This window comes from Chitinophaga eiseniae (genome assembly GCF_900167135.1).
Taxonomy (GTDB): Bacteria; Bacteroidota; Bacteroidia; order Chitinophagales; family Chitinophagaceae; genus Chitinophaga; species Chitinophaga eiseniae.
Map to the genome: position 1 here is coordinate 977,157 of NZ_FUWZ01000003.1, position 23,377 is coordinate 1,000,533.

Annotated in this window: 22 protein-coding genes; 14 read left to right on the top strand and 8 right to left on the bottom strand. The window is 52.0% G+C overall.

Annotation, left to right across the window (positions count from 1 at the left end):
* Genes B5D63_RS23095 through B5D63_RS23105 form a run of 3 tightly spaced genes read right to left on the bottom strand, consistent with a single transcriptional unit; the run spans position 1 to position 1,746 of the window.
* The gene (locus B5D63_RS23095; RefSeq protein ID WP_078671196.1) at positions 1-693 is read right to left on the bottom strand and encodes a class I SAM-dependent methyltransferase; all 693 of its coding nucleotides are present in this window, start codon (positions 691-693) and stop codon (positions 1-3) included.
* Between the two features lie 57 nt (positions 694-750).
* Complete coding sequence (locus B5D63_RS23100) at positions 751-1,320, bottom strand: Crp/Fnr family transcriptional regulator (protein ID WP_078671197.1); 570 nt, start codon at positions 1,318-1,320, stop codon at positions 751-753.
* 21 nt (positions 1,321-1,341) lie between these two features.
* Complete coding sequence (locus tag B5D63_RS23105) at positions 1,342-1,746, bottom strand: NUDIX hydrolase (protein WP_078671198.1); 405 nt, start codon at positions 1,744-1,746, stop codon at positions 1,342-1,344.
* A 51-nt stretch (positions 1,747-1,797) separates the two neighbouring features.
* On the opposite strand from B5D63_RS23105, the gene B5D63_RS23110 reads away from it, so the two are divergent.
* The 8 genes from B5D63_RS23110 (at position 1,798) to B5D63_RS23140 (ending at position 8,653) form a co-directional block, all read left to right on the top strand.
* On the top strand, positions 1,798-2,457 hold the full coding sequence (locus tag B5D63_RS23110) for a GNAT family N-acetyltransferase (RefSeq protein ID WP_078671199.1): 660 nt from the start codon (positions 1,798-1,800) through the stop codon (positions 2,455-2,457).
* A gap of 70 nt (positions 2,458-2,527) precedes the next feature.
* Positions 2,528-4,111 (top strand): oleate hydratase, encoded by a 1,584-nt coding sequence (locus B5D63_RS23115; RefSeq protein WP_078671200.1) that lies wholly within the window; start codon positions 2,528-2,530, stop codon positions 4,109-4,111.
* Between the two features lie 32 nt (positions 4,112-4,143).
* Positions 4,144-5,040, top strand: a complete 897-nt coding sequence (locus B5D63_RS23120; protein WP_078671201.1) for a 3-hydroxyacyl-CoA dehydrogenase — start codon at positions 4,144-4,146, stop codon at positions 5,038-5,040.
* A 146-nt stretch (positions 5,041-5,186) separates the two neighbouring features.
* Positions 5,187-5,312, top strand: coding sequence for a cytochrome c oxidase subunit 2A (locus tag B5D63_RS34740; protein ID WP_143313045.1), 126 nt, complete (start codon positions 5,187-5,189; stop codon positions 5,310-5,312).
* Between the two features lie 12 nt (positions 5,313-5,324).
* Positions 5,325-5,777: a cupredoxin domain-containing protein gene (locus tag B5D63_RS23125; RefSeq protein WP_078671202.1), complete on the top strand. Its 453-nt coding sequence runs from the start codon at positions 5,325-5,327 to the stop codon at positions 5,775-5,777.
* A 6-nt stretch (positions 5,778-5,783) separates the two neighbouring features.
* Positions 5,784-7,466, top strand: a complete 1,683-nt coding sequence (locus B5D63_RS23130; protein ID WP_078671203.1) for a cbb3-type cytochrome c oxidase subunit I — start codon at positions 5,784-5,786, stop codon at positions 7,464-7,466.
* Position 7,467: 1 nt separating this feature from the next.
* A complete protein-coding gene (locus B5D63_RS23135) occupies positions 7,468-8,127 on the top strand; it encodes an SCO family protein (protein ID WP_078671204.1) in 660 nt (219 codons plus the stop codon).
* Entirely contained in the window at positions 8,117-8,653 is a 537-nt protein-coding gene (locus tag B5D63_RS23140; RefSeq protein WP_078671205.1) for a c-type cytochrome, read from the top strand. The genes B5D63_RS23135 and B5D63_RS23140 overlap by 11 nt, the downstream gene beginning before the upstream one ends.
* 34 nt (positions 8,654-8,687) lie before the next feature.
* On the opposite strand, the gene B5D63_RS23145 is transcribed toward B5D63_RS23140, so the two are convergent.
* From B5D63_RS23145 to B5D63_RS23160, 4 genes are read right to left on the bottom strand one after another with little or no spacing between them, the layout of a single operon-like run.
* Positions 8,688-9,848 carry a TlpA disulfide reductase family protein gene (locus B5D63_RS23145; protein WP_078671206.1) on the bottom strand — a complete coding sequence of 387 codons (1,161 nt, stop codon included), beginning with the start codon at positions 9,846-9,848 and terminating at the stop codon, positions 8,688-8,690.
* 16 nt (positions 9,849-9,864) lie between these two features.
* Positions 9,865-11,094, bottom strand: a complete 1,230-nt coding sequence (locus tag B5D63_RS23150) for a TlpA family protein disulfide reductase (RefSeq protein WP_078671207.1) — start codon at positions 11,092-11,094, stop codon at positions 9,865-9,867.
* Positions 11,095-11,118: 24 nt separating this feature from the next.
* Positions 11,119-12,462 (bottom strand): RagB/SusD family nutrient uptake outer membrane protein, encoded by a 1,344-nt coding sequence (locus B5D63_RS23155; protein WP_078671208.1) that lies wholly within the window; start codon positions 12,460-12,462, stop codon positions 11,119-11,121.
* Between the two features lie 11 nt (positions 12,463-12,473).
* Complete coding sequence (locus B5D63_RS23160) at positions 12,474-15,530, bottom strand: SusC/RagA family TonB-linked outer membrane protein (RefSeq protein WP_159456124.1); 3,057 nt, start codon at positions 15,528-15,530, stop codon at positions 12,474-12,476.
* A gap of 277 nt (positions 15,531-15,807) precedes the next feature.
* On the opposite strand from B5D63_RS23160, the gene B5D63_RS23165 reads away from it, so the two are divergent.
* From B5D63_RS23165 to B5D63_RS23175, 3 genes are read left to right on the top strand one after another with little or no spacing between them, the layout of a single operon-like run.
* Positions 15,808-16,779: a LytS family sensor histidine kinase gene (locus B5D63_RS23165; RefSeq protein ID WP_078671210.1), complete on the top strand. Its 972-nt coding sequence runs from the start codon at positions 15,808-15,810 to the stop codon at positions 16,777-16,779.
* Complete coding sequence (locus B5D63_RS23170; RefSeq protein ID WP_078671211.1) at positions 16,772-17,833, top strand: sensor histidine kinase; 1,062 nt, start codon at positions 16,772-16,774, stop codon at positions 17,831-17,833. Before B5D63_RS23165 ends, B5D63_RS23170 begins: the two co-directional genes overlap by 8 nt.
* Positions 17,834-17,838: 5 nt before the next feature.
* Positions 17,839-18,534, top strand: a complete 696-nt coding sequence (locus B5D63_RS23175; RefSeq protein ID WP_143313046.1) for a LytR/AlgR family response regulator transcription factor — start codon at positions 17,839-17,841, stop codon at positions 18,532-18,534.
* Position 18,535: 1 nt separating this feature from the next.
* Here the strand turns inward: B5D63_RS23175 and B5D63_RS23180 are convergent, their stop codons facing one another.
* On the bottom strand, positions 18,536-19,144 hold the full coding sequence (locus B5D63_RS23180) for a PhnA domain-containing protein (RefSeq protein ID WP_235021614.1): 609 nt from the start codon (positions 19,142-19,144) through the stop codon (positions 18,536-18,538).
* A gap of 198 nt (positions 19,145-19,342) precedes the next feature.
* Here B5D63_RS23180 and B5D63_RS23185 point away from each other — a divergent pair, with 198 nt between their 5' ends.
* From B5D63_RS23185 to bglX, 3 genes are all read left to right on the top strand, one after another.
* Positions 19,343-19,603, top strand: coding sequence for a hypothetical protein (locus tag B5D63_RS23185; protein WP_078671213.1), 261 nt, complete (start codon positions 19,343-19,345; stop codon positions 19,601-19,603).
* A gap of 82 nt (positions 19,604-19,685) precedes the next feature.
* Positions 19,686-20,852: a TolB family protein gene (locus tag B5D63_RS23190; protein WP_200817073.1), complete on the top strand. Its 1,167-nt coding sequence runs from the start codon at positions 19,686-19,688 to the stop codon at positions 20,850-20,852.
* Positions 20,853-20,885: 33 nt separating this feature from the next.
* Positions 20,886-23,156, top strand: coding sequence for a beta-glucosidase BglX (gene bglX, locus B5D63_RS23195; protein WP_078671214.1), 2,271 nt, complete (start codon positions 20,886-20,888; stop codon positions 23,154-23,156).
* Positions 23,157-23,377: the final 221 nt, after the last annotated feature.

The following is a 23,377-nucleotide window of genomic DNA, read 5'->3' on the forward strand; positions in this document are numbered from 1 at the left end:
CTATGCTATCTTCTGTCCCCGGATAAATACGGTACTGCCGATCACATGGCTTTGGACCTGCAGGGACGGTTTATTGAACAGGGCCACCGTTTGCGCCACGGAATACACTTCTCCGAATTCATGTATCAGTCGCAGCGATGACATGAATAAATGGCTGATTTTCCGCTGACTGGTCATGGAATAGAAATAATATTTACCGCCCGGCTTCAGCACCCGCAGCGCTTCGTCCACAAACACCTGTTTGTTATCAAAAAGGTGGATGGTTCCGAAACTGCAAACCGTGTCGAAAGTGTTGTCCGGGAAAGGCAGCTGAAAAGCATTGCCTTGCAACAGCTGTATGTTGGCAGGCAGTTGGCGGCGGCCTTCAGAGAGCCGGTCCCTCGCTATCTTCAGCATTTCTATGGAGCGGTCCAGCAGGATGCAGTCGTTGCCGGTAGCCCGGTACAAGTACGCCGTTTGTGCAAGACCACCGCATCCGATATCGAGTACGGTGCCGGATGAACGAAGAATAGCATCGGCAGCAAACTCCTGGTAGTCCTGCCGCGAGGTGTCCCAGAAGAAGCGGTTGAACCAGCGGGTACTGACCAGTCTTTCATAGTAGCCGGCCTTAAAATCATAAGATGCGGGGGCGGGGTTCTCCAGACAGGTGTATATGCCCCGTGTTAGCTGACGGATTGGATCGGTATGGCTCACTTCTCATAGTTTTCAGCAAAGGTAGCGGGTAAAGCTCCCGGGGTGGATGAACCTGGGTTAAGAAATTCGTTTACGGATACGGCTGAGTGCCTGAGGGGTGATACCGATATAGGAGGCCAGGTGTTTAAGGGGTACATAGCGGAACAATTGCGGCGCCAGGCGGAGCAGGTCCAGGTAACGCTCTTCCGCCGTCTTGGTCAGCAGCGACAGCTCCCTGGCGGATTTGAGCAGCAACATCTGTTCCGTCGCCAGCCGGCCTATCCGGTCTACGATCCGCAGCTGGTCGTACATCCGCCGGAGGTCGTCATGATGAATGCGCCACAACCGGGTCTCTGTAATGGTTTCACCGTAATAGCGAGAAGGCTCACGGGTATAAAACGAACTGTACACGCACATAAACCAGCCGTCAAAACCAAAGCCGACAGTGGTTTCATCGCCGTTGGCGTTTTCCACGTAAAAGCGTACCACGCCGCTGTCGACGAAGGTGAGATAGTTCTCCGTTTCCCCTGCCTGCAAATAGAAAGTTTTTGCCGGATAGGTTTTCGGCTCGAAGCAAGCAGAAAAAATGCGCCAGTCCTCTTCGGAGATATTGACCTGCTGACGGAGAAAATCGTACATGCGCTGCATGGTGTCAGTATTAAGGAGCGATTAATCCACCAGGCCGTCCTGTTGCAGTTTTTCAAATGCCAGTAATACACCGTGCACCTGGTGTGGTTCCTTCCGGTAAGTATCGAGGCTGAAAAAGCGTATGGCGCCTATTTCCGCAGAAGGCTGTGGTGTTTGCAGCAACCGGTGCCGGAAACAATCCTGCCGCATCAGCAGGTTTTTTTCGCCGAAGGCAGGCGCCGTGATATGATAATACCACTGCAGACTTTCTTCCGCGAGGTCCATGTTCAGTTCCTCTTTTATCTCCCGCTGCATAGCCTGCAACGCTGTTTCGCCGGCATCCACTTTCCCGCCAGGCAGGTACCAGGCCTCTTTGTTTTTACTGAAAGCCAGCAGTAGTTTCCTGTTTTCAACGACAATCAGGCCAACACAATCTATGTAGTTCATCCTGCAAAAGTAAACAAAAGCGATCGCAAATGATTACCTTTAGGATGCCTTATGACAACAGACGAAACATATGCGCAGGCAGACCCTCAGGTAGTGGAAACCTGGCTGAAAGGGTGGTCACTGGCGCGGGAACTCCCTCTTCCGATAGCTGACCGTGGCGGTCTCCGGGTAGATGTAGGATGGCCCGACCAGCAGGCTCGGTACGTTTTTCCGGCCATCGGTCCCGGTTTATTTCACTTCGCCAATACGATCGTTCAACCTGCCGTTTTCCTGAAAGTATGTGCACCGGCATCGTTGGTAAGGCCTGTACTTCCACCCCGCTGGGTCATACAGACGCCCGGATTCATGATGACCCGCACCCTTCCGGCCCATCCCTTCCGTTTACCGTTGCCCAAAGGATATATACTGACTGTTGATGCCACCAACGCCGGTATTGTTGCCACCATACACGCTCCAGACGGTGAAGTGGCAGCCAGCGGCCGCCTGGCTATCGTTGACGACTATATTATTTACGACCGCATCGTCACCACACCGGCGCATCAGCGCCGTGGACTGGGAAGTGCCGTCATGGCTGCTCTCACCAGTGAAGCCGTCTCGCGCGGCATCAGGAAAGGCATACTCGTGGCCACCCCCGCCGGTAAAGCGCTGTATGAAACGCTTGGCTGGAAAATGTACTCGCTGTACACGACCGCAGTTATCCCGCACATTTAACACAACAAAACAACCCACCGGTTGTTAATTCTTCACACACTCCGTTAAACCGCTTAAAAATTGATTGATTATGCACGATAGCAATAAACACGCCTGGTTTGTAGGCGGAGGCCTCGCTTCACTGGCAGCAGCTGTTTACCTGATTGAAGATGCTGGTTTCAAGGGAGGAAATATTCATATCATTGAAGCGCTGCCGGTCCTCGGCGGCAGCAACGACGGCGGCGGCGCCAAACAGGAAGGCTTCGTATGCCGCGGCGGCAGAATGCTCAACGAAGAAACGTACGAGAACTTCTGGGAGCTCACCAGCCGCATCCCTTCCCTCGAAGTCCCCAATATCTCCGTAAAAGACGAAATACTGGCCTTCGACCACGCCAACCCCACCCATGCACGGGCGCGGCTGATCGACAAATACGGTAAGATCCTCGATGTACACACTATGGGCTTTGACCACGACGACCGTATGAAGATGCTCAAGCTCTTTTTCACCGACGAAAATGAACTGGACCATATGACCATCCGGGAATGGTTCGGCGACCACTTCTTCACCACCAATTTCTGGTACATGTGGCAGACAACGTTCGCATGGCAGGAGTGGTCCAGCCTCTTTGAATTCAGGAGATACATGAACCGCATGATCCTTGAATTTTCCCGGATAGACACACTCGAAGGCGTCACCAGGACTCCTTATAATCAATATGAATCCGTGATCCTGCCTATCAAAAAACATCTCGACAAGTTCGGGGTAGACTATTCCCTGAAAAGAACGGTAACCGATCTCGTTTTCAAAAACGGCGACGGTATCACGGTAACGGCTATACAATATCAGGATGCCGACGGAAAAACAGGCAGTATCGCCCTGCAGGAAGGCGACCTCTGCTTCTTCACCAACGGTTGTATCACCGATAATTCCAACAATGGCGATTACAAAACACCAGCGCGCTACCTACCGGACAATCCGCCTTCTTTCGCGCTCTGGAAAAAAATCGCGCTCAAAAAACCACGCCTTGGCAATCCGGACCCATTCTTCGGCAAACCCGATGAAACAAAATGGTATTCCTTTACCGCAACTTTCCTGGGCAACACCATGCTGAAACTCATAGAAGCCTTCTCCGGCAACAAACCCGGCAGCGGCGCGCTCATGACCTTCCGCGACTCTTCCTGGCGCATGTCTATCGTAGTGGCCGCACAGCCTCATTTTAAAGCGCAGGGCGACGATACCACCATCTTTTGGGGATACGGCCTCTATCCCGACAAAACCGGTGACTTTGTCCGGAAACGGATGATAGACTGCACCGGCGAAGAAATCCTCACGGAACTCATACACCAACTGCACTTTGAACAACATGAAAACGAGATCAAAGAAAGCGTCGTGAATGTTATCCCGGTGATGATGCCCTATATTGATGCGCTGTTTCAGCCACATGCCAAAGCTGATCGCCCGCCGGTAGTGCCAAAAGGCTCCACCAACCTTGCCATGATCAGCCAGTTTGTGGAGATTCCGCAGGATATGGTGTTTACAGAAGAATATTCCGTCAGGGCAGCCCGCACCGCCGTATATACACTGCTCAATATTGACAGGGAAGTAGCGCCTGTAACGCCCTACAACCGACGCCCCGATGTACTGGCGAAGGCTGTACACACCGCTTACCGTTAACCGGATTTCATCACCAGACCAATCCTGAAAATATGAATATAAAAACAGTCACCGTAGCCGGCAGCGGCGTACTAGGCGCACAGATCGCCTTTCAGACCGCCGTACATCAGTACCAGGTCAATGTATACGATATCAGCGACGCCGTACTCGAAAAAGCCCAAACCCACCTGCAGCAATTGGCATCCGTCTATCAGCGCGATCTCGGCCTGGAAAAAGCAGCTACCGATGCAGCGTTGGACCGTATCCGTTACTTCACTGATCTGGCCGCCGCTGTAAAAGGCGCCGATCTGCTGATAGAAGCTATCCCGGAAAACCCGGCCATCAAAACGGATTTCTACCAAAAACTGGCTGCCGTGGCCGATCCGCAGACGATCTTCGCCACCAACTCTTCCACCCTGCTGCCCAGTCAATTCGCAGCAGCCACCGGAAGACCAGCGCGTTTCCTGTCACTCCACTTCGCCAATGAAATCTGGAAACACAACACCGCGGAGATCATGGGCCATCCCGGAACGGACAAAGCCATTTTCGATACCGTAGTGGCCTTTGCGAAATCCATTGGCATGGTAGCGCTGCCCCTACACAAAGAACAACCAGGCTATATTGTCAATTCCCTGCTGGTGCCGCTGCTGGACGCAGCCACCACCTTGCTCGTAAGGGGCGTGGCCGATGTGGAAACCATCGATAAAACATGGATGGTAGCCACCGGCGCACCACTGGGGCCATTCGGCATCCTGGACGTAGTAGGTATCACCACCGCCTATAACATCACCAACATGGCCGCCGAAAAGACAAAAGACCCGGAAAAAATAAAAGCCGCTGCTTTCCTCAAGGAGAACTTCATCGATAAAAACAAACTCGGTACAGCTACCGGTGAGGGCTTTTACAAATATCCCGACCCGGCTTACCGGCAACCCGGCTTCCTGAAATAACGTATATCCGTTTCCCGGGGCTGAAGCCCCGGGAAACGGATATACAAAGCCCCTGAAAAATGATTTTTCCAGCCTTTCCGGCTCCCCAATCAAACATTTCCTGCGCTTGTTTGTAATACAGAGAGATCGCTATTAAATCCTGTTCTATGCAAGCATCCAACAACCCGGAAAAATTTGTCCCCCGCGGCGCCATTGCTTTCTTTGCGCTGTTGATCGTATTGGGGCTGATAATATGGTTCGGTATCTATTTCCTCATGCTTTCCAGGATATAAACAGTTTTCCTCATGATCGACAAATATGAACGAAACGTCATTATTGTGGCATTGCTGTTATCCGCCCTCTTTATCTTTTCGCTGTTCTATGCGATGGGCGCCAGGAAAGCAGATGTCACCGAATGCCTGCCCTACGACAAATCGTACGAAACAGCGAGGGTCAACCAGATCGACAAATCCACCTACCAGATTTTTTATGTTGCGCGCATGTGGAGCTTTGAGCCGGCCATTACCTACATACCGGTAGGCAGTGAAGTCGACCTTTTCCTCACCTCACAGGATGTGGTGCATGGCTTCGACATCTACAACAAAAACGTAAACCTGATGGGCGTTCCCGGCGGCGTATCTAAAACCACCGTCCGCTTCGACCAGCCCGGCGTATACAAAGTAGTCTGTCATGAATTCTGCGGCACCGGCCACCAGAACATGCAGGCGGAAATAATTGTCAACTATCCCAAAAAATAAGTCGCAATGAATGTAAGCAGATACCTTAAGAACATCATCCTCATTGAATTGTTTGTACCGGTACTATTACTCACCATTGGTATTTATCACGGGCTGATGCAGGTGATCTACCGCGCAGGGGTGATCCACCAGGCCTCGGTGGCTAAACTGGACTACTATCAGGGCCTTACGCTGCACGGGGTCATCAATGCCATTGTGCTCACCACCTTTTTTGCCGTGGCCTTCGGCCATGCCACCATCGCCTTTTTCCTGAAGCGGGAACCGGGCCGCAAAGCCTCCCTGCTGTCACTCCTGCTGATGGTGACCGGCACATTGATGGCCGCTGCCGCCATGCTGTCGGGCAAAGCATCTGTCTTATATACATTTTACCCGCCATTAAAAGCGCATCCGGCTTTTTATATCGGCACCGCCATGCTCATCGTCGGCTCCTGGGTGGCCTACTGGGACTGGTCCGTCATATACGTACGCTGGAAACGTGAACACAAGGAAGAAAACACCCCGCTGGCAGTGATCGGCACACTGGTCAACTTCACAATATGGTTCGTTTGCACGCTGGCCGTAGCCTATGAAGTACTGGTACTGCTGGTGCCCTGGAGCCTCGGCTGGACCACCGGCATCAACGTGATGCTGGCACGCACCCTTTTCTGGTTCTTCGGCCACGCACTGGTGTATTTCTGGCTGTTACCCGCCTATATCATGTTTTATACCATGTTGCCCAAACTGGCCGGCGGCAAGCTCTATTCCGGCACGGCAGGACGTATCGCCTTTTTTCTCTTTCTGCTGTTCTCCATTCCTATCGGCGTACACCATCAATTCGGAGAACCTTCCATCGGCAGGGGCGTCAAGCTCACCCAGTCGCTGCTCACTTTCGCCGTGGCTATCCCCAGCTTTATCACCGCTTTCACCATTGCCGCATCGCTGGAACATGCCGCCTGGCTGCGAGGTGGCAGAGGCCTGTACTCCTGGATATGGAAGCTGCCGTTCTTCCGGAAAGATGTGTTCCTCTTCGGCTACCTGATCAACGGCCTGATCCTGTTCATCTTCGGTGGACTGACCGGCCTGGTGAACGCCTCCTATTCACTCAACAACACCGTACACAATACTTCCTTTATACCCGGACATTTTCATCTCACCGTAGCCGGCCCGGTATTCCTGGCCATCCTGGGCATGTCGATTTTCCTGGTATCGCAGCTCACCGGTAAAAAGATATACCTGCCGGCTATTAATACCATTATTCCGTATCTATGGACCGTAGGAGTACTGATTTTCTCAACGGGACTGATGTGGGGCGGATTGATGGGAGAACCACGACGGACCAATATGGGGCTGACTTATCTTAATCCTGCCAGTGAACTGTACCATTCCTACTGGGTGATCTCCAGCATGCTAGGGCTGGCGGGCGGCGGTATTATGTTTGCCGCAGGGTTTCTGTACTTTATCGTATTCTTCGGCACTTTCCTCCGTAAGCGGAGTGCGGCGCCGATGATCGACTTCCCCGTCAGCGAAAGCCTGCACGAAGAAAAAAGAATTCCCCTGTTCGACACCTTCCGGCCATGGCTGGTGGTAATGGGGTTCATCATCTTCATGGCCTACCTGCCCGCCATCTCCGATGCGCTAAACAATACGGGTAAAAAGGCCCCACCGTACCTGCCTACAGACCCTACGCCTATTGTCACTAAAAAACCATGACATGCGCATCCGCTTATGGCACATATTATATTCCTGGCAGGCAGCCGTCATCACGCTGATATGCCTTCCGCTGCTGGCGTACAGCCTCGTGCGGTGGACAGAAGACCGCTACGCGCCGCTGCCCTTCTACGGCGCCAACAACACCGTCGTTAGCGGTCCGCATGACGCCGCGCGCCTGCCGGCATTCGCTTTCATCAATCAGTATGGCACTACGGTAACGAACACACGATTGCAACAGCATATCACGATTGCGCACTACTTCTTCACCTCCTGCCCGGCCATATGCCCCGCCATGATGCAACAACTGCAACGGGTACACGCCGCTTTCCGCAATGATACAGGTATCTGCTTCGTATCACTGACAGTAGATCCGGTGCGCGACAGCAGTGCTGCCCTCCTGCGCTATGGCCAACGGCTGTCTTTACCGGCACAGGGCTGGGAACTGCTCACCGGCGATAAACCATCGCTTTACCGCTTCGCCCGCAAAGGTCTTTATATCACCGCTACTGACGGAGACGGTGGCCCGGACGATTTCATTCATAGCGAAAATATTGTCTTACTCGACCGGCAGCAACATATCAGAGGTTATTACCAGGGCACGTCCGCAACCGCTACCGGACAGCTGATCGCGGACATCAAAAAACTGCAACATGAACGGTAAACTGGTCCTTACATTCCTATTGCTTTGCTACTGCTTTTCTTCAAAAGCAGCAGATCCCGCAGAAGGCAAAAAATTGTTCCAGGCGCGCTGCGCCTCCTGTCATAACGTGAACAAGAAACTGACCGGCCCCGCGCTCGCCGGGGTGGATGAGCGCCACAGCGAAGCGTGGATCATTAATTTTGTGAAAGCGTCGCAAAGTATGGTAAAAGCCGGCGATAAAGAAGCCCTGGCCGTTTATAATGCCAATAACCAGGTGGCCATGCCGGACCACCCTGACCTGTCCGATGAGATGATCCGTGATATTCTTGCCTATGTAAAAGAAGAGGCTGGAAAAGCGCCACAGGCAGATGATGCACCTTTCTCCCGGCCAGGACAAAAAGAGCCCAATCTAATGCCCCTCAGCATCTACAATTTTCCATTTATGATCGCCTATATTCTCCTCGTGGTGATCATTATTATCCTGCTGGTGTTCTTAGTAAATGTGAAGGGGTATGAACATCATATGGAAGAAAAACAAAAAGAATAAAAAGCCCCGCAGCCGAGCTGCAGGGCCGTTACGATTACAAACCAAACACCGATTTAAGTTTCTGGTCCAGTTCATCACCGCCGTTGCCGACAATTTTGAACAGCACCTTACCATCCTTATCGAGTAGTATCTTGGTAGGAAAACCGTCAATGCCATAAGCCATGACCATATCCGCGTCCTTTTTATTGTAGTTGTTGAGTACCTGTATCCAGCTCATGCCATCTGACTGGATGGCGCCGAGCCAGCTTTTTTTAGCAGCCTCCAGGTCATCCGACTTTTCCTCTGCGACGCCCACTATTTCAAATCCCTTGTCTTTGTATTTCGAATAGATCTCTTTCAGATGCGGGTGACTCGCACGGCACGGGCCACACCAGCTGCCCCAGAAATCGAGCAACACATATTTACCTTTCAGCGAAGCTAATGTAAACGGCTGTCCGTGATTATCCATCTTGGTAAACCCAATCGCCTTTGCGCCTATTTCAGTGGCCTTCGCACCGGAAATACGGGAAGCGATATACTTGGCGAGATAGGTATTCTTATAGGTACCTGACAGTTTATTGTATGCCTGCTCATAAGCCGCCATATCGTAATCGCCGTTCAGCCGGCTCAGTAACATGATGCTCACAAAAGAACCCGGATGTTTGACAATAAACTGCTTCCGGATGTCCAATAGTTTGTCCTTTACCGCTTTCTGTTCCGCCATCGTTATATTTCTCGCCACACTGTCTTCTTTTTTAAACCGCTTTTTCCTGATCTCCCACTCCTGCGCGATCAAAGGTGCTTCTGCCTGATGCAGTTTGTTCAGCTCCTGGTTCTCGCGGCCACCGGCAATTGTTCCTTTAAACAGTTCGGTAGCATCTGCGGTGATGGTGATCTCCCGGTTGGTGATGACAAAGTCCAGATTCGGAGCGGGCATGAACATCCCGCCCTTCACAAACTCATAACGGGCAGCCGGGTGCGCGGAAGACAACGTGCCGATAACGGGTTCGTCTACACGACCGGTATACACAAAGGTATCGCCATTGTGGGCGATTGCGGTATCCATGATACGTTTACCATCTGCCAGCCGGGAAATCGTTAACCGGTAATCACCTTGCCCTTTGATATTGGCGGTGATCTTAAAACCCTTTTCCTGGGCGTTTGAAACGACCGCCAGCAGTAAACTGCCGGCGATCGTCAGGATTGTTTTTTTCATGGTTGGTATATTGGTTTTAGAAGCCCATCATCGGCATCGCCGCGGTTTTCTTCGGTTCTGCCACGGTACCTTTCGCAATAATATCCTTCACTTTAGCTTCTGCCTCTTCAGAGTAACCCGTGAAGCGCTCGAGAATTTTGCCTTCCCTGTCGATCAGGTACATAGTGGGAATGCCGGAGAACTGGAACTGTTCCATGGTTTTGTCTTTATTATCGCTCAGCAGCTGTTCCCATGGCATCGCTTCTTCGGTCATCGCTTTTTTCCAGGCTTTCTGATCGGTATCGATGGAGATGCTTACCACTTCAAAACCTTTATCTTTGTAAGCGCTGTACAGTTCTTTTACTTTTGGGATGGCCTGACGGCAGGGACCGCACCAGCTGGCCCAGAAGTCCACCAACAGGTATTTACCTTTGTATTTTTCCAGTCCTTCCGTGGTACCCTGCGCACTTGGATATTTAACGGAAGGCATGGGTTGACCGGTTTTCAGCTTCATGGCCTGTGCCCTGTTGGTCAGAATCGTTTGTTTCAGTTTCTGTGCTTCTGTCAGCCATGGATAGCGGGCTATCAGGGTTTCCAGCATCTTCATGGCTTTCTCGTATTGTGCCGTATTTTCAGTGCCGGCCATGCCGCGCAGCGCGTATACCAGTACCGGACGGTCGATGAAAGAACGGATGAGCACATCCTCCCGTATCTTATAGTCGTCGCGCATGGGATTGTACTTTTTGGTATTTTTCATATAGGCGATCCAGGTAGTATCGGTCGCCTTTTTGGCGTAGTACTCCATGTTGTACTCGTCGATCATCCGGCGATAATTCAGTTCACCGTTGAGCGCCACCATATTGATGAAGTTGTTGTCGTAAGATCCCTCCACATAGTTATAGTGAGGTATCTTCACTTTGTACCTTGCTGTATCATAGCCTCTCATCGCTACTTTTGCATCCGCATCGCTCCAGAGGGTAGCACGGTCCCAGTTCAGGGCGTTAATGATATAAACTCCCTGATGGTCCTGTTTGATGTGAAAAGTAAACGTATTGTCTTTACCTACCACGGTGGAATCCACCAAGACCGGTTTACCGGAAAAATTATCTTTGGAAAGCCACACTTTCTGCACTTCCGCTTTCGGATCAGTGAATTCAACGGTACCTTTTACAGTGATGGACTTCACCGGTTTGTTCACCTGCGCAAACAGCCCAGCCGGTGCGGCCAGCATGGCCAGCAGAACACCCGTTCTTCCTGCTTTTCTCATAATTAGTGTTGTTTAAAGTTTATGTTATTTACTATAGTCAGCATTTTGAGTCAGATTGGGATTAAGTGCGAACTCGCGGCTGGGAATGGGCAACAGCACATGCGAGGCAGGTTGACCGAATGACTGCAGCCAGGCATTCATTTTACCGAACCGCTGCATATCGCTCCAGCGCAGCCTTTCACCTACAAACTCCCGGCGGCGTTCCATCTCTATCTCCGCGAGGAAAGCAGCGGCATTGGCAAAGTCCCCGTTACTACGCAACGAAGCGTTTCTGGCGGCACGCAGCTGGTTATACGTAGTTACATCAACCACGCCCTTGCGCGCATTGGCCTCTGCCACGATCAGGAAAGCTTCGGCGTAGCGGCAGATGGGATAGGAAGGCGTGGCTTCTTCCGGGAATTTGGTCACGAAATACACGGAGTCCAGGATGATACCGCCTTTGTTCTTCAGGAAAAAAGAGCGGCGTACGTCGCTGGCATCATAGGTTTTCAGCAGCATACTGTCTACCCAGGTGTTGCCGCTGCCCGCTCTGGGAGCGTCGCCATACTTACCCGGGCCGAAGATCTGTCCCAGGCCATATGTAGTACTTCCGCCGTTGGATGTCTCATTGATACGATATAACGCTTCGGTACTACTGGTACCGGATTGGAAGATATCGCCGAAGTTAGACCCGAGAGTCAACCGCCTGGAACTGATTACCGCATTGGCCATCGCCAGGGCATCGTCATGACGGCCCTGGTTGAGGTACAGTCTTGCCAGCAGCAGTTGTGCTGCCTGCCGGGAACCATTCAGCGACTTCCCGTTATAGTCCGGCAGTTTTACTGCGGCGGCCTTCAGATCTGTCTCCATCAGCAGCCTTACTTCACTGACGGCATTGCGCACCGGATGGCTCTTGGGGTTCTCCCCTCCTCTGATGATGACCACATCGCCAAACATTTCTGTCAGCAACATATAAGCGTAGGCCCGTAGGAGATAAGCCTCACCGAGGTTGGAAGCGATCAGGCTGTCGCCTTCAGGCTGCTGTTCCCCGAAGCCGATGGCCATATTCACGTTGGCAATGCATTGATATGGTTGCTTATAGGCAGCGGTAAGCGTATTGTCAGTAGACGGAACGTTGTTCCCTTCGTAAGTCAGATTGGTAACAGACTGGAAGTCATCTCCCATAACATCCTGCAAAGCGAATAGCCGGTACAGCGCGTTGTTGGTGAGTGCCAGCCTGGCGCCATTTATGACCAGTGGCAGGTTGGCACGGGTGATCTGGTCAAAGGTCACCTGTGTATTGGGTTGCACATCGTCCAGGTTTTTGCTGCACGCCGCGAACAATAAAGTACCGGCAACGGCTATATGAAATATATGTTTCTTTTTCATGAGCGCAATAATTAAAAGGTCAGGTCAATACCGATGACAGCGGAACGCGGGTTCGGCAGGTTGGTGGAAACGATACCGGTGTTGGCCACTGCTTCCGGGTCAAAGCCCTTGTAGGGAGTGATGGTCAGCAGGTTTTCCATAGATCCGTAAATGCGTACCTGGTTGATCTTTGCTTTTTGCAATACCCTGACAGGAAGCACATAAGCCAACGAGACATTACGCAAACGCAGGTACGAAGCGTCGGTAATGAACTGGGTAGATGGCTTGCTGTTCCAGTCCGCCGTCTGGCCTACGCCATGCACACCTGTAATCGCCCGGGGAATATCCGTCACATCACCGGGCTTGCGCCATCGGTCTGCCAGGTTACTGAATTTGTTAGGCATCACGCTGCTATAATCGAGGTTGTAGTTGCGCAGCGTCTGCTCGTAAAAGTCATATACCTTATTGCCCACCACGTAGGTAAACAGGGCATCCAGCGTCAGACGTTTATACGACAGGGTGACTGAAGTGCCACCGGCGAACTTTGGTAAAGCAATGGGTATAGACACATAGTCGTTCGCGTCCCAACGGCCGTCTTTGTTGCGGTCGGTATAGATCATATCACCGGTCTGAGGATCTACACCCTGTGATTCAAACACCATCACGGAACCCACCGATTGCCCAACTTTGGAGCGGGACTGCGGTCCGCCGAATACCAGCGCACCGAAGGGAGCGGTGGAGTCTTTCATGGAGAGGATTTCATTCCGGTTGATATTCATATTGGTGCTCACCTTCCAGCCAATATTTGTTCCTGCGCGGCTGTTAACCGTCAGTTGCAGGTCTACGCCGTAGTTGCGGATACTGCCGATGTTATCCGGCATACTGGCGGCACCGAATATCCAGGAAACATCGGTATTGCTCATCAGTCCGTCGGTAGTTTTGTTATAGTAGTCTGCCGTCAGGGTAACGCGATTGCCGAATAGTGCCAGGTCTACACCGGCATCCATTTGTTTGGTGCGCTCCCAGCGGATATCCGGGTTGCCGATGACGGTATTCAGGATCAATGCCTGCCCACCCATATAAGATGTTGCCTTCAGGAGGTTGCGGGCATCGAAATAACCCAATGGGCGCATATTGCCACTGATACCATAGCTGGCGCGTATTTTCAACTGGCTGACAGCACGCTGGTCTGCCATGAAAACTTCGCGGGACAGGTCCCAGCCGGCAGAGATGGAGGGGAACCAGCTGTAGCGGTTATCTTTCATCAGCTTGGAAGAGCCATCGCGGCGCAGAGAGGCGTTCAGCATATACTTACCGTCCCAGTCGAAACCGGTGCGCAGAAACCACGCATCAGAAATCTCCCGGTTATTCACATTGAGACTGCCGATCATGCTGGTGGAGCCGTAACCCGCTGCGGCTGCACCGCCAGTGACATTGTCTATTTGCGGGAAACCGTTCAACTCATAGCCAAAGCTGTTCAGCTCATTGTTATAGTAAGTATATCCTAACGTTCCGTTGATGCCCAGTTTGCGGAGACGTTTATTGTAAGTGAAGTAGTTATCGAAGTTATAGGAGAAGTTATCGGTGCCCTGCATTTTATACAAACCGCCGGTATTATAAGCGATGTAGCCGACAGGCAACAGGAAACTGCTGTTCAGGCCATTGTACTTGGTAGCGTTGAAAGAAGAGCGGAAGGATAACTCTTTCAGTAATTGCAGATCTGCCGACAGGCTACCCAGGTAGATATTGACTTTGTTTTTGTTGTTGTTATCCTTCATAACGCCCAGCGGATTGTTTTGCAGGCCGGCATAGTAGCCAAACCTGCCGTTGGGTTGATAGACCAGTTCATCCGGCGTGTCCGGCCGCACGACAAAAGCTGCGGATATCGGGTTGGATACGTCTTTGTTCACCGACTGTGTCAGGTTAATGTTACCGTTTACTTTGAGCCAGTGGTTTACCTGCTGGGTCACATCGAGGCGGCCGGTGTACCGTTCAAACCTGCCGACGCCCATGGAGGCTACTTCCGCATAGCGGCCGAGGGACATATAATAACTGTTTTTCTCGCCGCCGCCGCTCATGCTGGCCTGCAGGTTGTTGACCGGTGCATTTTTATGCTTGATACGGTCCAGCCAGTCGATGCTGCGGTCGCCCATTTTCAGGCCGTTTATCTGTCCCTGCAGGATCTTCTTTTCATCCTGCAGTTGTTTGAGGCGGTTGGCCGGCGTGGTTCCCGGATTGGCTAGTATAGCCTCAATATCACCAATACGGTTGCTCCGGGAATCGTTAAAGGCGGAGGCGTACTCCGCAGTGTTCATCATGCGGCGTTTGAACGGCACGTTATTAACACCGGTATACATGTTTACATTGAGGGAAGGTTTGCTGTGTTTTTTTCCTTTTTTAGTGGTAATGATGATCACCCCGGTAGAGCCTCTGGCGCCGTAGATGGCGGCGGAAGCGGCATCTTTCAGCACTTCGATGGACTCGATATCCTGCGGATTGATGCTGTTAATAGAGATGGTATTGCCATCAACTATCAGCCCGTCGATGACGATGAGTGGGTTGGTAGCCACTGCGCTGACTGACTGGGCGCCACGGATCACAATGCTGGAAGCGTTACCGGGCGTACCTTCCCGGGAAGCGATATACACTCCTGGTACGCGCCCCTGCAAGGCTTTTCCGAAATCGCTGACAATGTTTTTTTCGGCTGTCAGCTCGCTGGCTTTCACCGAAGCAATAGAATTGGTCACGCTGGATTTGGATTGTGTACCATAACCCACTACGACGGCATCTGTCAGTGAAATAGCTTTCATCTTCATGAAGATGGGTGTTGTTTTAATCAGGCTGGCCGCTATCATTACGTTTTCAAAACCGATGGAAGTGATCTCTAACTGTGCATTGGCCGGCACATTTAATTCGAATTCGCCTTTTTCATTGGTGGTGGCGCCGGTAGCGGCCCCCACCACTTTGACGGTGGCTCCCGGAACAGGCTGCCGGGTGGTGGCGTCTTTTACCGTCCCTTTCAATACCTGTTGTGCATAGGCGGACAAACCGGACATGCATAAAAGGATAAATAAAACTGGCTTTCTCATACAAGTGGTTGGTTGATGATGATGGTTGGTTACTGTCCCCGAACATTGTGTTGCCAAAATAGGGATCATGTTATTTTTTTCTGCGGATAATGGACGTACCGGAACCGTAAATGTACGACCCGCCCCTTTCCGGGGATGAACATCTTTAACACCTATCAGCTACTTTTGCGCCTGCAATAAGTATTTAGCGGGTATCACCCGTTCTTTTAAAAGGACGAACAGGCGCATTACAGGTATGAAAAAAATATGCGCTTCCGGATGCAGAAAACCAAGGTGCATGTACTATCTTCAACCGTCTGTTCAACTGATGCGAAACAATAAACCATACCGTTACTTTACGCACCTGATGGTGTGGATGGCATTGGTGCTGCTGTATGCCTATCCTTCGCTTAAGCTTAATTTCCATTCAGCCGTGGGGCTGAAAAGGGTGCTGGTGCAAGATGTTCTCTATGGGTTTATCAACTTTCAATTGTTCTTCCTCCTGGTGTTTGTGTGGTTACCAGCGCCCGTGCAGCAACGGCAGTACAGACGGGTGATCGTGCGGAGTATATTGGCGGTAGCAGGCTTTGCGTTGATAAAATATGCGATAGGTTGTATATTCCCTGATCAGGTCCTGCTCAGGATGTATTCTATGATGGGGAAGCCGCACCTTTACTTTAGTTTCCCGAATTATTTCCTGATGGCCACCAAAACGGGACTGGGCGTAGCATTACTAGCGTACAGCTACCGGCTGCTGTTGCAGCGCCAGCAAACGGGGCCACAGGACCGTTTGCTGGCATCCGCCGCAGAAGCGGCACGGGCACGTTATATACGGATGCAGGAAAACTCACGGTTATTGTTGCAAAACCTGCAACAGCTCACCCCCATCCTCGAAGATGAGCGCAAACGCGATCAGGAGGGCGTAAAAGCGATCCTGCTGCTGTCGGACCTGTTGCGTTACATGCTGTATGATAAAGCGCTGGAAAAAGAGACCGTCGGCCTTCCAAAAGAAATGCTCAATTTTGAAAGATATGTGGAACTGCGCAACCTGTGTCACCACGAGCAGCCACTCGAGCTGTCTGTCACCGGAGATACGCAACAGGGCACGCTGGCCGCGCTGCTGCTCCAGCAGACCACCGAAACCGCCCTTCAGCAGTTGCCAGCCAACGGCACACCGGTAGCCATCCGGGTGCAGGTAAGACAGGATATGATCACCCTCAGTGTGCAGGAACAACATTATCAATTTAAACTGTATCCCGATCATGTCTGATGTATTTCGTTCTTTTCGGGACTTTTTGTGGATGCTGGCCGGCTGGTTGGTGCTGGTATACAGCAGCAACCTGATGACGCTCATCCGGTTTAATGAGAAAACACTCCGGCTGGTGCATATCAACAGTGTCGCACTGGGATTTCTTAATTTTCTGCTGTTTTACGGCTGCTATCGCCGGATAGCCCGACCTGTGCTGGAGAAACGCCGCAGCCCATGGCTGGCCGGGCTGCTGCTGATAGTTCTGCCGGCGTTCACCCTTCTGAAATATAGCTTTATTCAGCTCTTCTTTGCTAAAGATATCTTATCCAGAGGACACCAGATCATCAACCATCAAAAAGTAGAAGTTTATACCACGTTAGCAGAATATTTTATCAACGGCCTTTGGAACAATATCGTTATCGTGGTAGCCGCTTTTTCCTTTTGCCTGTTCCGGGTATGGCTGCAGGAAGAAAAGAAAAGAGCGCTGCTGCAACAGCAGCAGATGCAAGCCGAATCCGGGTTTCTGAAGATGCAACTCAACTCTCATTTTCTGATCAACAGTCTGAACAGCATTTATTCGCTCGCACTGATGGGGTCTCCGGAGGTGGTAAAAGCCAATAAAACGCTCACACATTTGCTGGGCTATATGGTAGACCAGCCTTCCGATATCGCGTACCGGGCGCCTATCCGTGATGAGATCAGCTACCTGCAGGATTTTGTGACGTTACAAAGACTGCGTACAGGTTTTCATGAAGGCATTATTTTCCACATACCGGACCTATTGCCGGAGAAAAATATAGCGCCGCTGCTGCTGGTGCCTTTTGTAGAGAACGCGTTCAAACATGGTGTCAGCAACCGCCCGGGAAAACCGGTCACGATAACGTTGTCGTGCAACGAGCAGCGGCTGCTGTTCAGCGTACATAACTATGTGTCTGGCCAGCAGCGTGACAAGACTGGCGGCATCGGGCTGGACAACGTCCGGAAGCGGCTGCAGCTCCTCTATCCGGACCGGCATCAGCTGGACATCCGGGACACCGGAGCGGAATATTTCAGTAACTTAGTGATCAATTGGTAAAGGATATGGGCATAAAGTGCATCGTGGTAGATGATGAACCACTGGCAGCGCAGGTATTGGTATCGTTTATTCACAAAACACCGGACCTGCAGCTGGTAAAGGTATTTCATGACCCTATAGAGGCGCTGGCCTTTGTGAAACAGGAGAAAACAGACCTTATCTTCCTGGACATACAGATGCAGGAGCTCAGCGGCCTGGAACTGATGCAGCTGGCGCCCCCGGGGGTACAGGTAGTACTGGTGTCTGCTTATGATGAATATGCGGTGGAAGGTTTTGACCGGGAAGCGATAGACTATCTGCTGAAACCCGTTTCTTTTGAGCGGTTTGCCAGGGCTGTGCAACGGGTACTGGCCCGCAGCACGGTCACCGTTTCACAGCCGGCCGGCACCGATTATATTTTTGTCCGTACCGACAAAAGGATTGTACGGGTAGACGTTAAAGACATCCTGTTTGTAGAAGCGCTCCGCAACTATGTGGCCATCCAGACGGTCAAACAAAAGATCCTCACTTTACAGAACCTGCGCAGTTTCGAAGAGCTACTGGCGCCGTTCCGTTTTATACGGGTACACAAATCGTTTATCATCTCGCTGGATAAAATCGACAGCATCGAAAAACAACGCATTTTTACAGGCCCGCACTGTGTACCTATTGGCGACGCTTATCTGAAACAATTCATGGAAGCCATCAGTATGCCGCGATAGCCTAGTTTTGTTTTCTCACGTATTTGGTCAGAATCACGATCAGCTGGCCTTCTATCTTGCCTTCAATCTGCTCTTTGTTGTCGTCCACGAGGCGGATATTTTTTACCACCGTGCCCATTTTAGCATTCAGGGTAGAACCTTTTACATCGAGGGATTTGATCAGCGTTACGCTGTCGCCGTTCTGCAACACGTTGCCGTTACAGTCACGGTGAAGCTCTACAGCGTCGTCGTTGTCATGATCGCCGGTAGCCTGCGCCCAAGCCAATGTTTCCTCGTCCAGGTAAAGCATATCGAGGCTTTCCATGGCCCAGCTTTCTTTCTTCAGCCGGTGCAGCATACGCCAGGCCAGTACCTGGATGCCCGGCACCTCACTCCACATAGCAGTGGTAAGGCAGCTCCAGTGCTTGCTGTCCAGCTCGGCCTTGCGGTCTATCTGGGCACGGCAGGTATCGCAGATCAGCACGGTGCTGTCCGGACCGTCGCCGGAACGGGGTGCCACATCATGCATGTTGAGTTTGTCTGTTGAGCCGCACAACTCACATTTGTTGCCGCTTCTTTGCTGTAATTGTTCTTCCAGTTTCATGATTCGTTCAATAAAAAATGCGCGCAAAGATACAGTTTTTTTACGGGTACAGCCATTGAACGGGCATTTAACCGGATACATGCTGCAAAATATCTCCCATTCTGTTCCCTGTTTCCCCTATTGGATGAGTAAGTGTTTCCGCATATCCACTACTTAACAGCCTTTCTGTGCCGGCTGGTGTCATGGCGCAGTATTTGGGCTCCTTTTTCTTAAAAAATCACGCTTATGTTATTTCCAGCACCTACATCCACCATCCGGCGGAAACGTCCGTCATTTCTACCAAGTGCGGCATCGCACAGGGTACCTGTGCCGACAGCCATCCCCCCCCGGGGCAACCCGCTGGAAGAGGAAGATGAAAACGTTGAGGATAACGATCCTGTGCTGGAGGAAGATGATTTTGAAGACAACAATCTCTCTGATGAAGCAGTGGACAATATTGAATGGGAACCTGAAGAAGAACAAGAGGAAAGTTCAGGAAATGCCTGAACTGCTGCTACTAACCCGTTAGATTTATCGATTATATACACTTCAGGTGTCATGAACTGCCTTACCACGCTATCAACTATTATTGTTTGCAGTGCATTCCTTTGATCCCTATTTACTGATACCTGCCGGTACGGGAGAAGAGGCGGAATCAACCATCCGCTTTTTCCGCCGGCATCAACCCCAGGCGACCAATTTTCCCTGCTCATATCAAAAAGACTTTTTACCTTTCAGGATACGCAACGTACAGGGACAACCATCCGATAGTAAAGCCCTTTTCCTGCAGACCATCTGTCCCGCCATCAACATCCTGTCGGTATACAACGCATATGAACGTATGATTACACGTAACCTGACGAGTGTCATTTTATTTTTCCTGCAAGCTCTTTTTTGTAACGGGCATAGCCATGCCCAGGCGCCTGCGGGTGTGCAGAGCTACCTCGAAACCATCGACATCAGGACCGGTAAACGGACGGTAGTCTATTCAACAGCGGGCCTGCTGGAATCCCCCAACTGGTCTAAAGACGGCCGTTACCTGCTCTACAACAAACAAGGCCGGTTGTACCGGTACTGGTTAAGTGACCGGATAACGGACGAGCTGCCGTTTGACAGCTCCTTACCGGCCAACAACGACCATGGCTTCTCTCCTGACGGTTCACAGCTGGCTATCAGTGCCGGGGATGGCAGCTCCCATATTTACACCGCTTCCGCCGAGGGAGGCCCGCTGCGGCAGCTCACCGGCCAATCCCCTTCCTACTGGCATGGCTGGAGTCCGGATGGTAAAACGCTGGCCTTTGCAGGACAACGTAACGGCGATTTTGACATCTATACCATTCCGGCTGACGGCGGTCCTGAAAAACGGCTTACCCGTGAGAAAGGGCTGGATGATGGTCCGGACTATTCTCCTGACGGGCAATATATATATTTCAACTCCTACCGCACCGGCCGGATGCAGATCTGGCGTATGAAGGCCGATGGCAGCGACCCCGAGCAGCTGACCGACGACCGCTACGCCAACTGGTTCCCTCACCCTTCTCCCAACGGGAACCAGGTCGTATTCCTCAGTTTTACGGAGGACCAGCAGCAGGAGCATCCTTTCGGCAGGAACGTGCAGCTTCGTTTGCTCGACATCGTTAGCCAGACCGTCCGCGACCTTACCCCGGTTTTCTTTGGGGGACAAGGCACAATCAATGTACCTTCGTGGTCGCCTGACGGCCGGCGGCTTGCCTTTGTATCTTACCGGATACCCTGATACACCCCGCCTGCGGGCCCTAAAATACACGAGATGAAGAAGCTACTAATCGGACTACTACTGGTAGTTGCCACGGAAACACATGCACAGGATGCTAAAATGAACGCCTTTATCAGTAACCTGATGGGCAAGATGACGTTGGAAGAAAAAATCGGCCAGCTAAACCTGGTGGTGCCGGGAGGCGGTACCGTTACCGGTTCGGTAGTGAGCCGGGGGGTAGACGATAATATCCGTAAAGGTAATGTAGGCGGCCTTTTCGGGATTACCGGCCCGGAGAAGATCCGCAAAATACAGGACATCGCCGTTAAAAACTCCCGCCTGCACATCCCGCTTATCTTCGGGCTGGACATTATTCATGGTCACAAAACCATCTTCCCTATCCCACTGGGCCTTTCCGCCTCCTGGGATATGGGACTGATTGAACGCAGCGCCCGCATCGCCGCACTGGAAGGCACAGCCGATGGCCTCTCCTGGGCTTACTCTCCTATGGTGGACATCTCCCGCGATCCGCGCTGGGGCCGCATTGCAGAAGGCTCCGGGGAAGACCCTTACCTGGGCTCCCGCATTGCCGAGGCAATGGTGAGAGGCTACCAGGGCAAAGACTACTCACAGGGCACCACCCTGATGGCCTGTGTCAAACATTTCGCGCTCTACGGCGCCGCTGAAGGCGGCCGCGACTACAACTCGGTGGACATGAGCCGCATCAAAATGTTCCAATACTATCTCCCACCCTATAAAGCCGCTATCGACGCCGGCGTTGGCAGCATCATGACTTCGTTCAACGATGTGGATGCCGTGCCTGCTACGGGCAACAAGTGGCTGCTCACCGACCTGCTCCGCCAACAGTGGGGCTTTAAAGGGCTGGTCGTAAGCGACTATACCGCCGTAAACGAAATGACCGCCCACGGCCTCGGCGATCTGCAAGCCGTATCCGCACTGGCACTCAAAGCCGGACTGGATATGGACATGGTAGGCGAAGGCTTCCTGACCACCCTGAAGAAATCGCTGCAGGAAGGGAAAGTCACCCTGCAAGACATCAACAACGCCTGCCGCCGTGTACTGGAGACCAAATACAAGATGGGCCTGTTCGATGATCCTTACCGTTATATCCGGGAAGACCGTGCGGCCAAAGACATCCTGACGCCCGCCAACAGGGCCGCAGCCCGCGAAATAGCCGCCCGTTCCTTCGTGCTGCTGAAAAACGACCGGCAAACGCTGCCCCTCTCCGGTAAAGGCACCATCGCCCTCGTAGGCCCGCTGGCCGACAGCAAAAACAATATGCTGGGCACCTGGGCTGTATCCGGTGACCTGCAACAGGCCGTTACCGTTCGTGAAGGTATCCGCAACGTAGCCGGTGACGACGTGAAAGTGTTCTATGCCAAAGGCGCCAACCTTACCGACGATACCACCCTCGCCAAAAATGTGAATGTCTTCGGCCCCCGCGCTGAAATAGACAGCCGTACCCCTGAAGCCATGCTGCAGGAAGCCCTCGACGCCGCCAACAAAGCCGACGTGGTAGTGGCCGTACTGGGCGAAGCTTCAGAGATGAGCGGCGAAAGCGCCAGCCGCAGCACCCTCGACATCCCCGAAAGTCAACAGGTACTGCTCAAAGCACTCGTTAAAACCGGCAAGCCTGTTGTACTGGTACTCATGAACGGCCGCCCGATGACCATCACCTGGGAAAACACCCATGTGACCGCCATCCTCGATACCTGGTTCGCCGGCACCGAAGCAGGCAACGCCATCGCCGATGTGCTGTTCGGCCGCTATAACCCTTCCGGGAAAATCACGGCCAGCTTCCCCCGCAACGTCGGACAGATACCCGTTTTCTATAATCATAAACATACCGGCCGCCCCCTGGAAGGAACCGCTTTTCAGAAATTCAAATCCGATTACCTCGATGTGCCCAACACACCGCTGTATCCCTTCGGCTATGGCCTCAGTTATACCACCTTCGCCTACAGCGACGTGAAAGTGAGCAAACCAAACCCCACCGGCAATGAAACCATTACCGCCAGCGTGACCGTGACCAATACCGGCAAATATGCCGGCGAAGAAGTAGTACAACTCTACCTTACCGACCCGGTAGCCTCCGTTACCCGCTCCGTACAGGACCTCATCGGGTTCCGTAAAATATCGCTCCAACCCGGCGAAAGCAAGGAAGTGAGCTTCAACATCTCCCCGGAGAACCTGAAGTTCTACAACAGCAGCCTGCAATACATCTGGGAACCGGGCGAATTCATTATCCGCATTGGTACCAACTCCGCAGATACGAAATCAGCCACAGTTCATTGGAAAAAATAATGGCATGATTTCCCATGTGCCCTGGGCTGAAGCTCTGGGCTACAATGTGGGGGCCATGCTGAGCGGCAATCCCGGATGAATACAGGAAAACCACCGGCTGGCAGCCTGATCTTGTCCTATATATTATTATTCGCACGAGCAGCGAAAAAATCACAGGGAAATCAAAAAATAAAAACAGCCATGGCATCGTGTCCATGGCTGTTCCGTTTATTCATCTACCT

Excerpts from the sequence above, each read along its gene's own strand:
- B5D63_RS23100 (WP_078671197.1), bottom strand. The coding sequence starts at position 1,320 with ATGCAGCGCATGTACGATTTTCTCCGTCAGCAGGTCAATATCTCCGAA.
- B5D63_RS23105 (WP_078671198.1), bottom strand. The coding sequence starts at position 1,746 with ATGAACTACATAGATTGTGTTGGCCTGATTGTCGTTGAAAACAGGAAA.
- B5D63_RS23110 (WP_078671199.1), top strand. The coding sequence starts at position 1,798 with ATGACAACAGACGAAACATATGCGCAGGCAGACCCTCAGGTAGTGGAA.
- B5D63_RS23115 (WP_078671200.1), top strand. The coding sequence starts at position 2,528 with ATGCACGATAGCAATAAACACGCCTGGTTTGTAGGCGGAGGCCTCGCT.
- B5D63_RS23120 (WP_078671201.1), top strand. The coding sequence starts at position 4,144 with ATGAATATAAAAACAGTCACCGTAGCCGGCAGCGGCGTACTAGGCGCA.
- B5D63_RS34740 (WP_143313045.1), top strand. The coding sequence starts at position 5,187 with ATGCAAGCATCCAACAACCCGGAAAAATTTGTCCCCCGCGGCGCCATT.
- B5D63_RS23125 (WP_078671202.1), top strand. The coding sequence starts at position 5,325 with ATGATCGACAAATATGAACGAAACGTCATTATTGTGGCATTGCTGTTA.
- B5D63_RS23130 (WP_078671203.1), top strand. The coding sequence starts at position 5,784 with ATGAATGTAAGCAGATACCTTAAGAACATCATCCTCATTGAATTGTTT.
- B5D63_RS23135 (WP_078671204.1), top strand. The coding sequence starts at position 7,468 with ATGCGCATCCGCTTATGGCACATATTATATTCCTGGCAGGCAGCCGTC.
- B5D63_RS23140 (WP_078671205.1), top strand. The coding sequence starts at position 8,117 with ATGAACGGTAAACTGGTCCTTACATTCCTATTGCTTTGCTACTGCTTT.
- B5D63_RS23145 (WP_078671206.1), bottom strand. The coding sequence starts at position 9,848 with ATGAAAAAAACAATCCTGACGATCGCCGGCAGTTTACTGCTGGCGGTC.
- B5D63_RS23150 (WP_078671207.1), bottom strand. The coding sequence starts at position 11,094 with ATGAGAAAAGCAGGAAGAACGGGTGTTCTGCTGGCCATGCTGGCCGCA.
- B5D63_RS23155 (WP_078671208.1), bottom strand. The coding sequence starts at position 12,462 with ATGAAAAAGAAACATATATTTCATATAGCCGTTGCCGGTACTTTATTG.
- B5D63_RS23160 (WP_159456124.1), bottom strand. The coding sequence starts at position 15,530 with ATGAGAAAGCCAGTTTTATTTATCCTTTTATGCATGTCCGGTTTGTCC.
- B5D63_RS23165 (WP_078671210.1), top strand. The coding sequence starts at position 15,808 with ATGTACTATCTTCAACCGTCTGTTCAACTGATGCGAAACAATAAACCA.
- B5D63_RS23170 (WP_078671211.1), top strand. The coding sequence starts at position 16,772 with ATGTCTGATGTATTTCGTTCTTTTCGGGACTTTTTGTGGATGCTGGCC.
- B5D63_RS23175 (WP_143313046.1), top strand. The coding sequence starts at position 17,839 with ATGGGCATAAAGTGCATCGTGGTAGATGATGAACCACTGGCAGCGCAG.
- B5D63_RS23185 (WP_078671213.1), top strand. The coding sequence starts at position 19,343 with ATGTTATTTCCAGCACCTACATCCACCATCCGGCGGAAACGTCCGTCA.
- bglX (WP_078671214.1), top strand. The coding sequence starts at position 20,886 with ATGAAGAAGCTACTAATCGGACTACTACTGGTAGTTGCCACGGAAACA.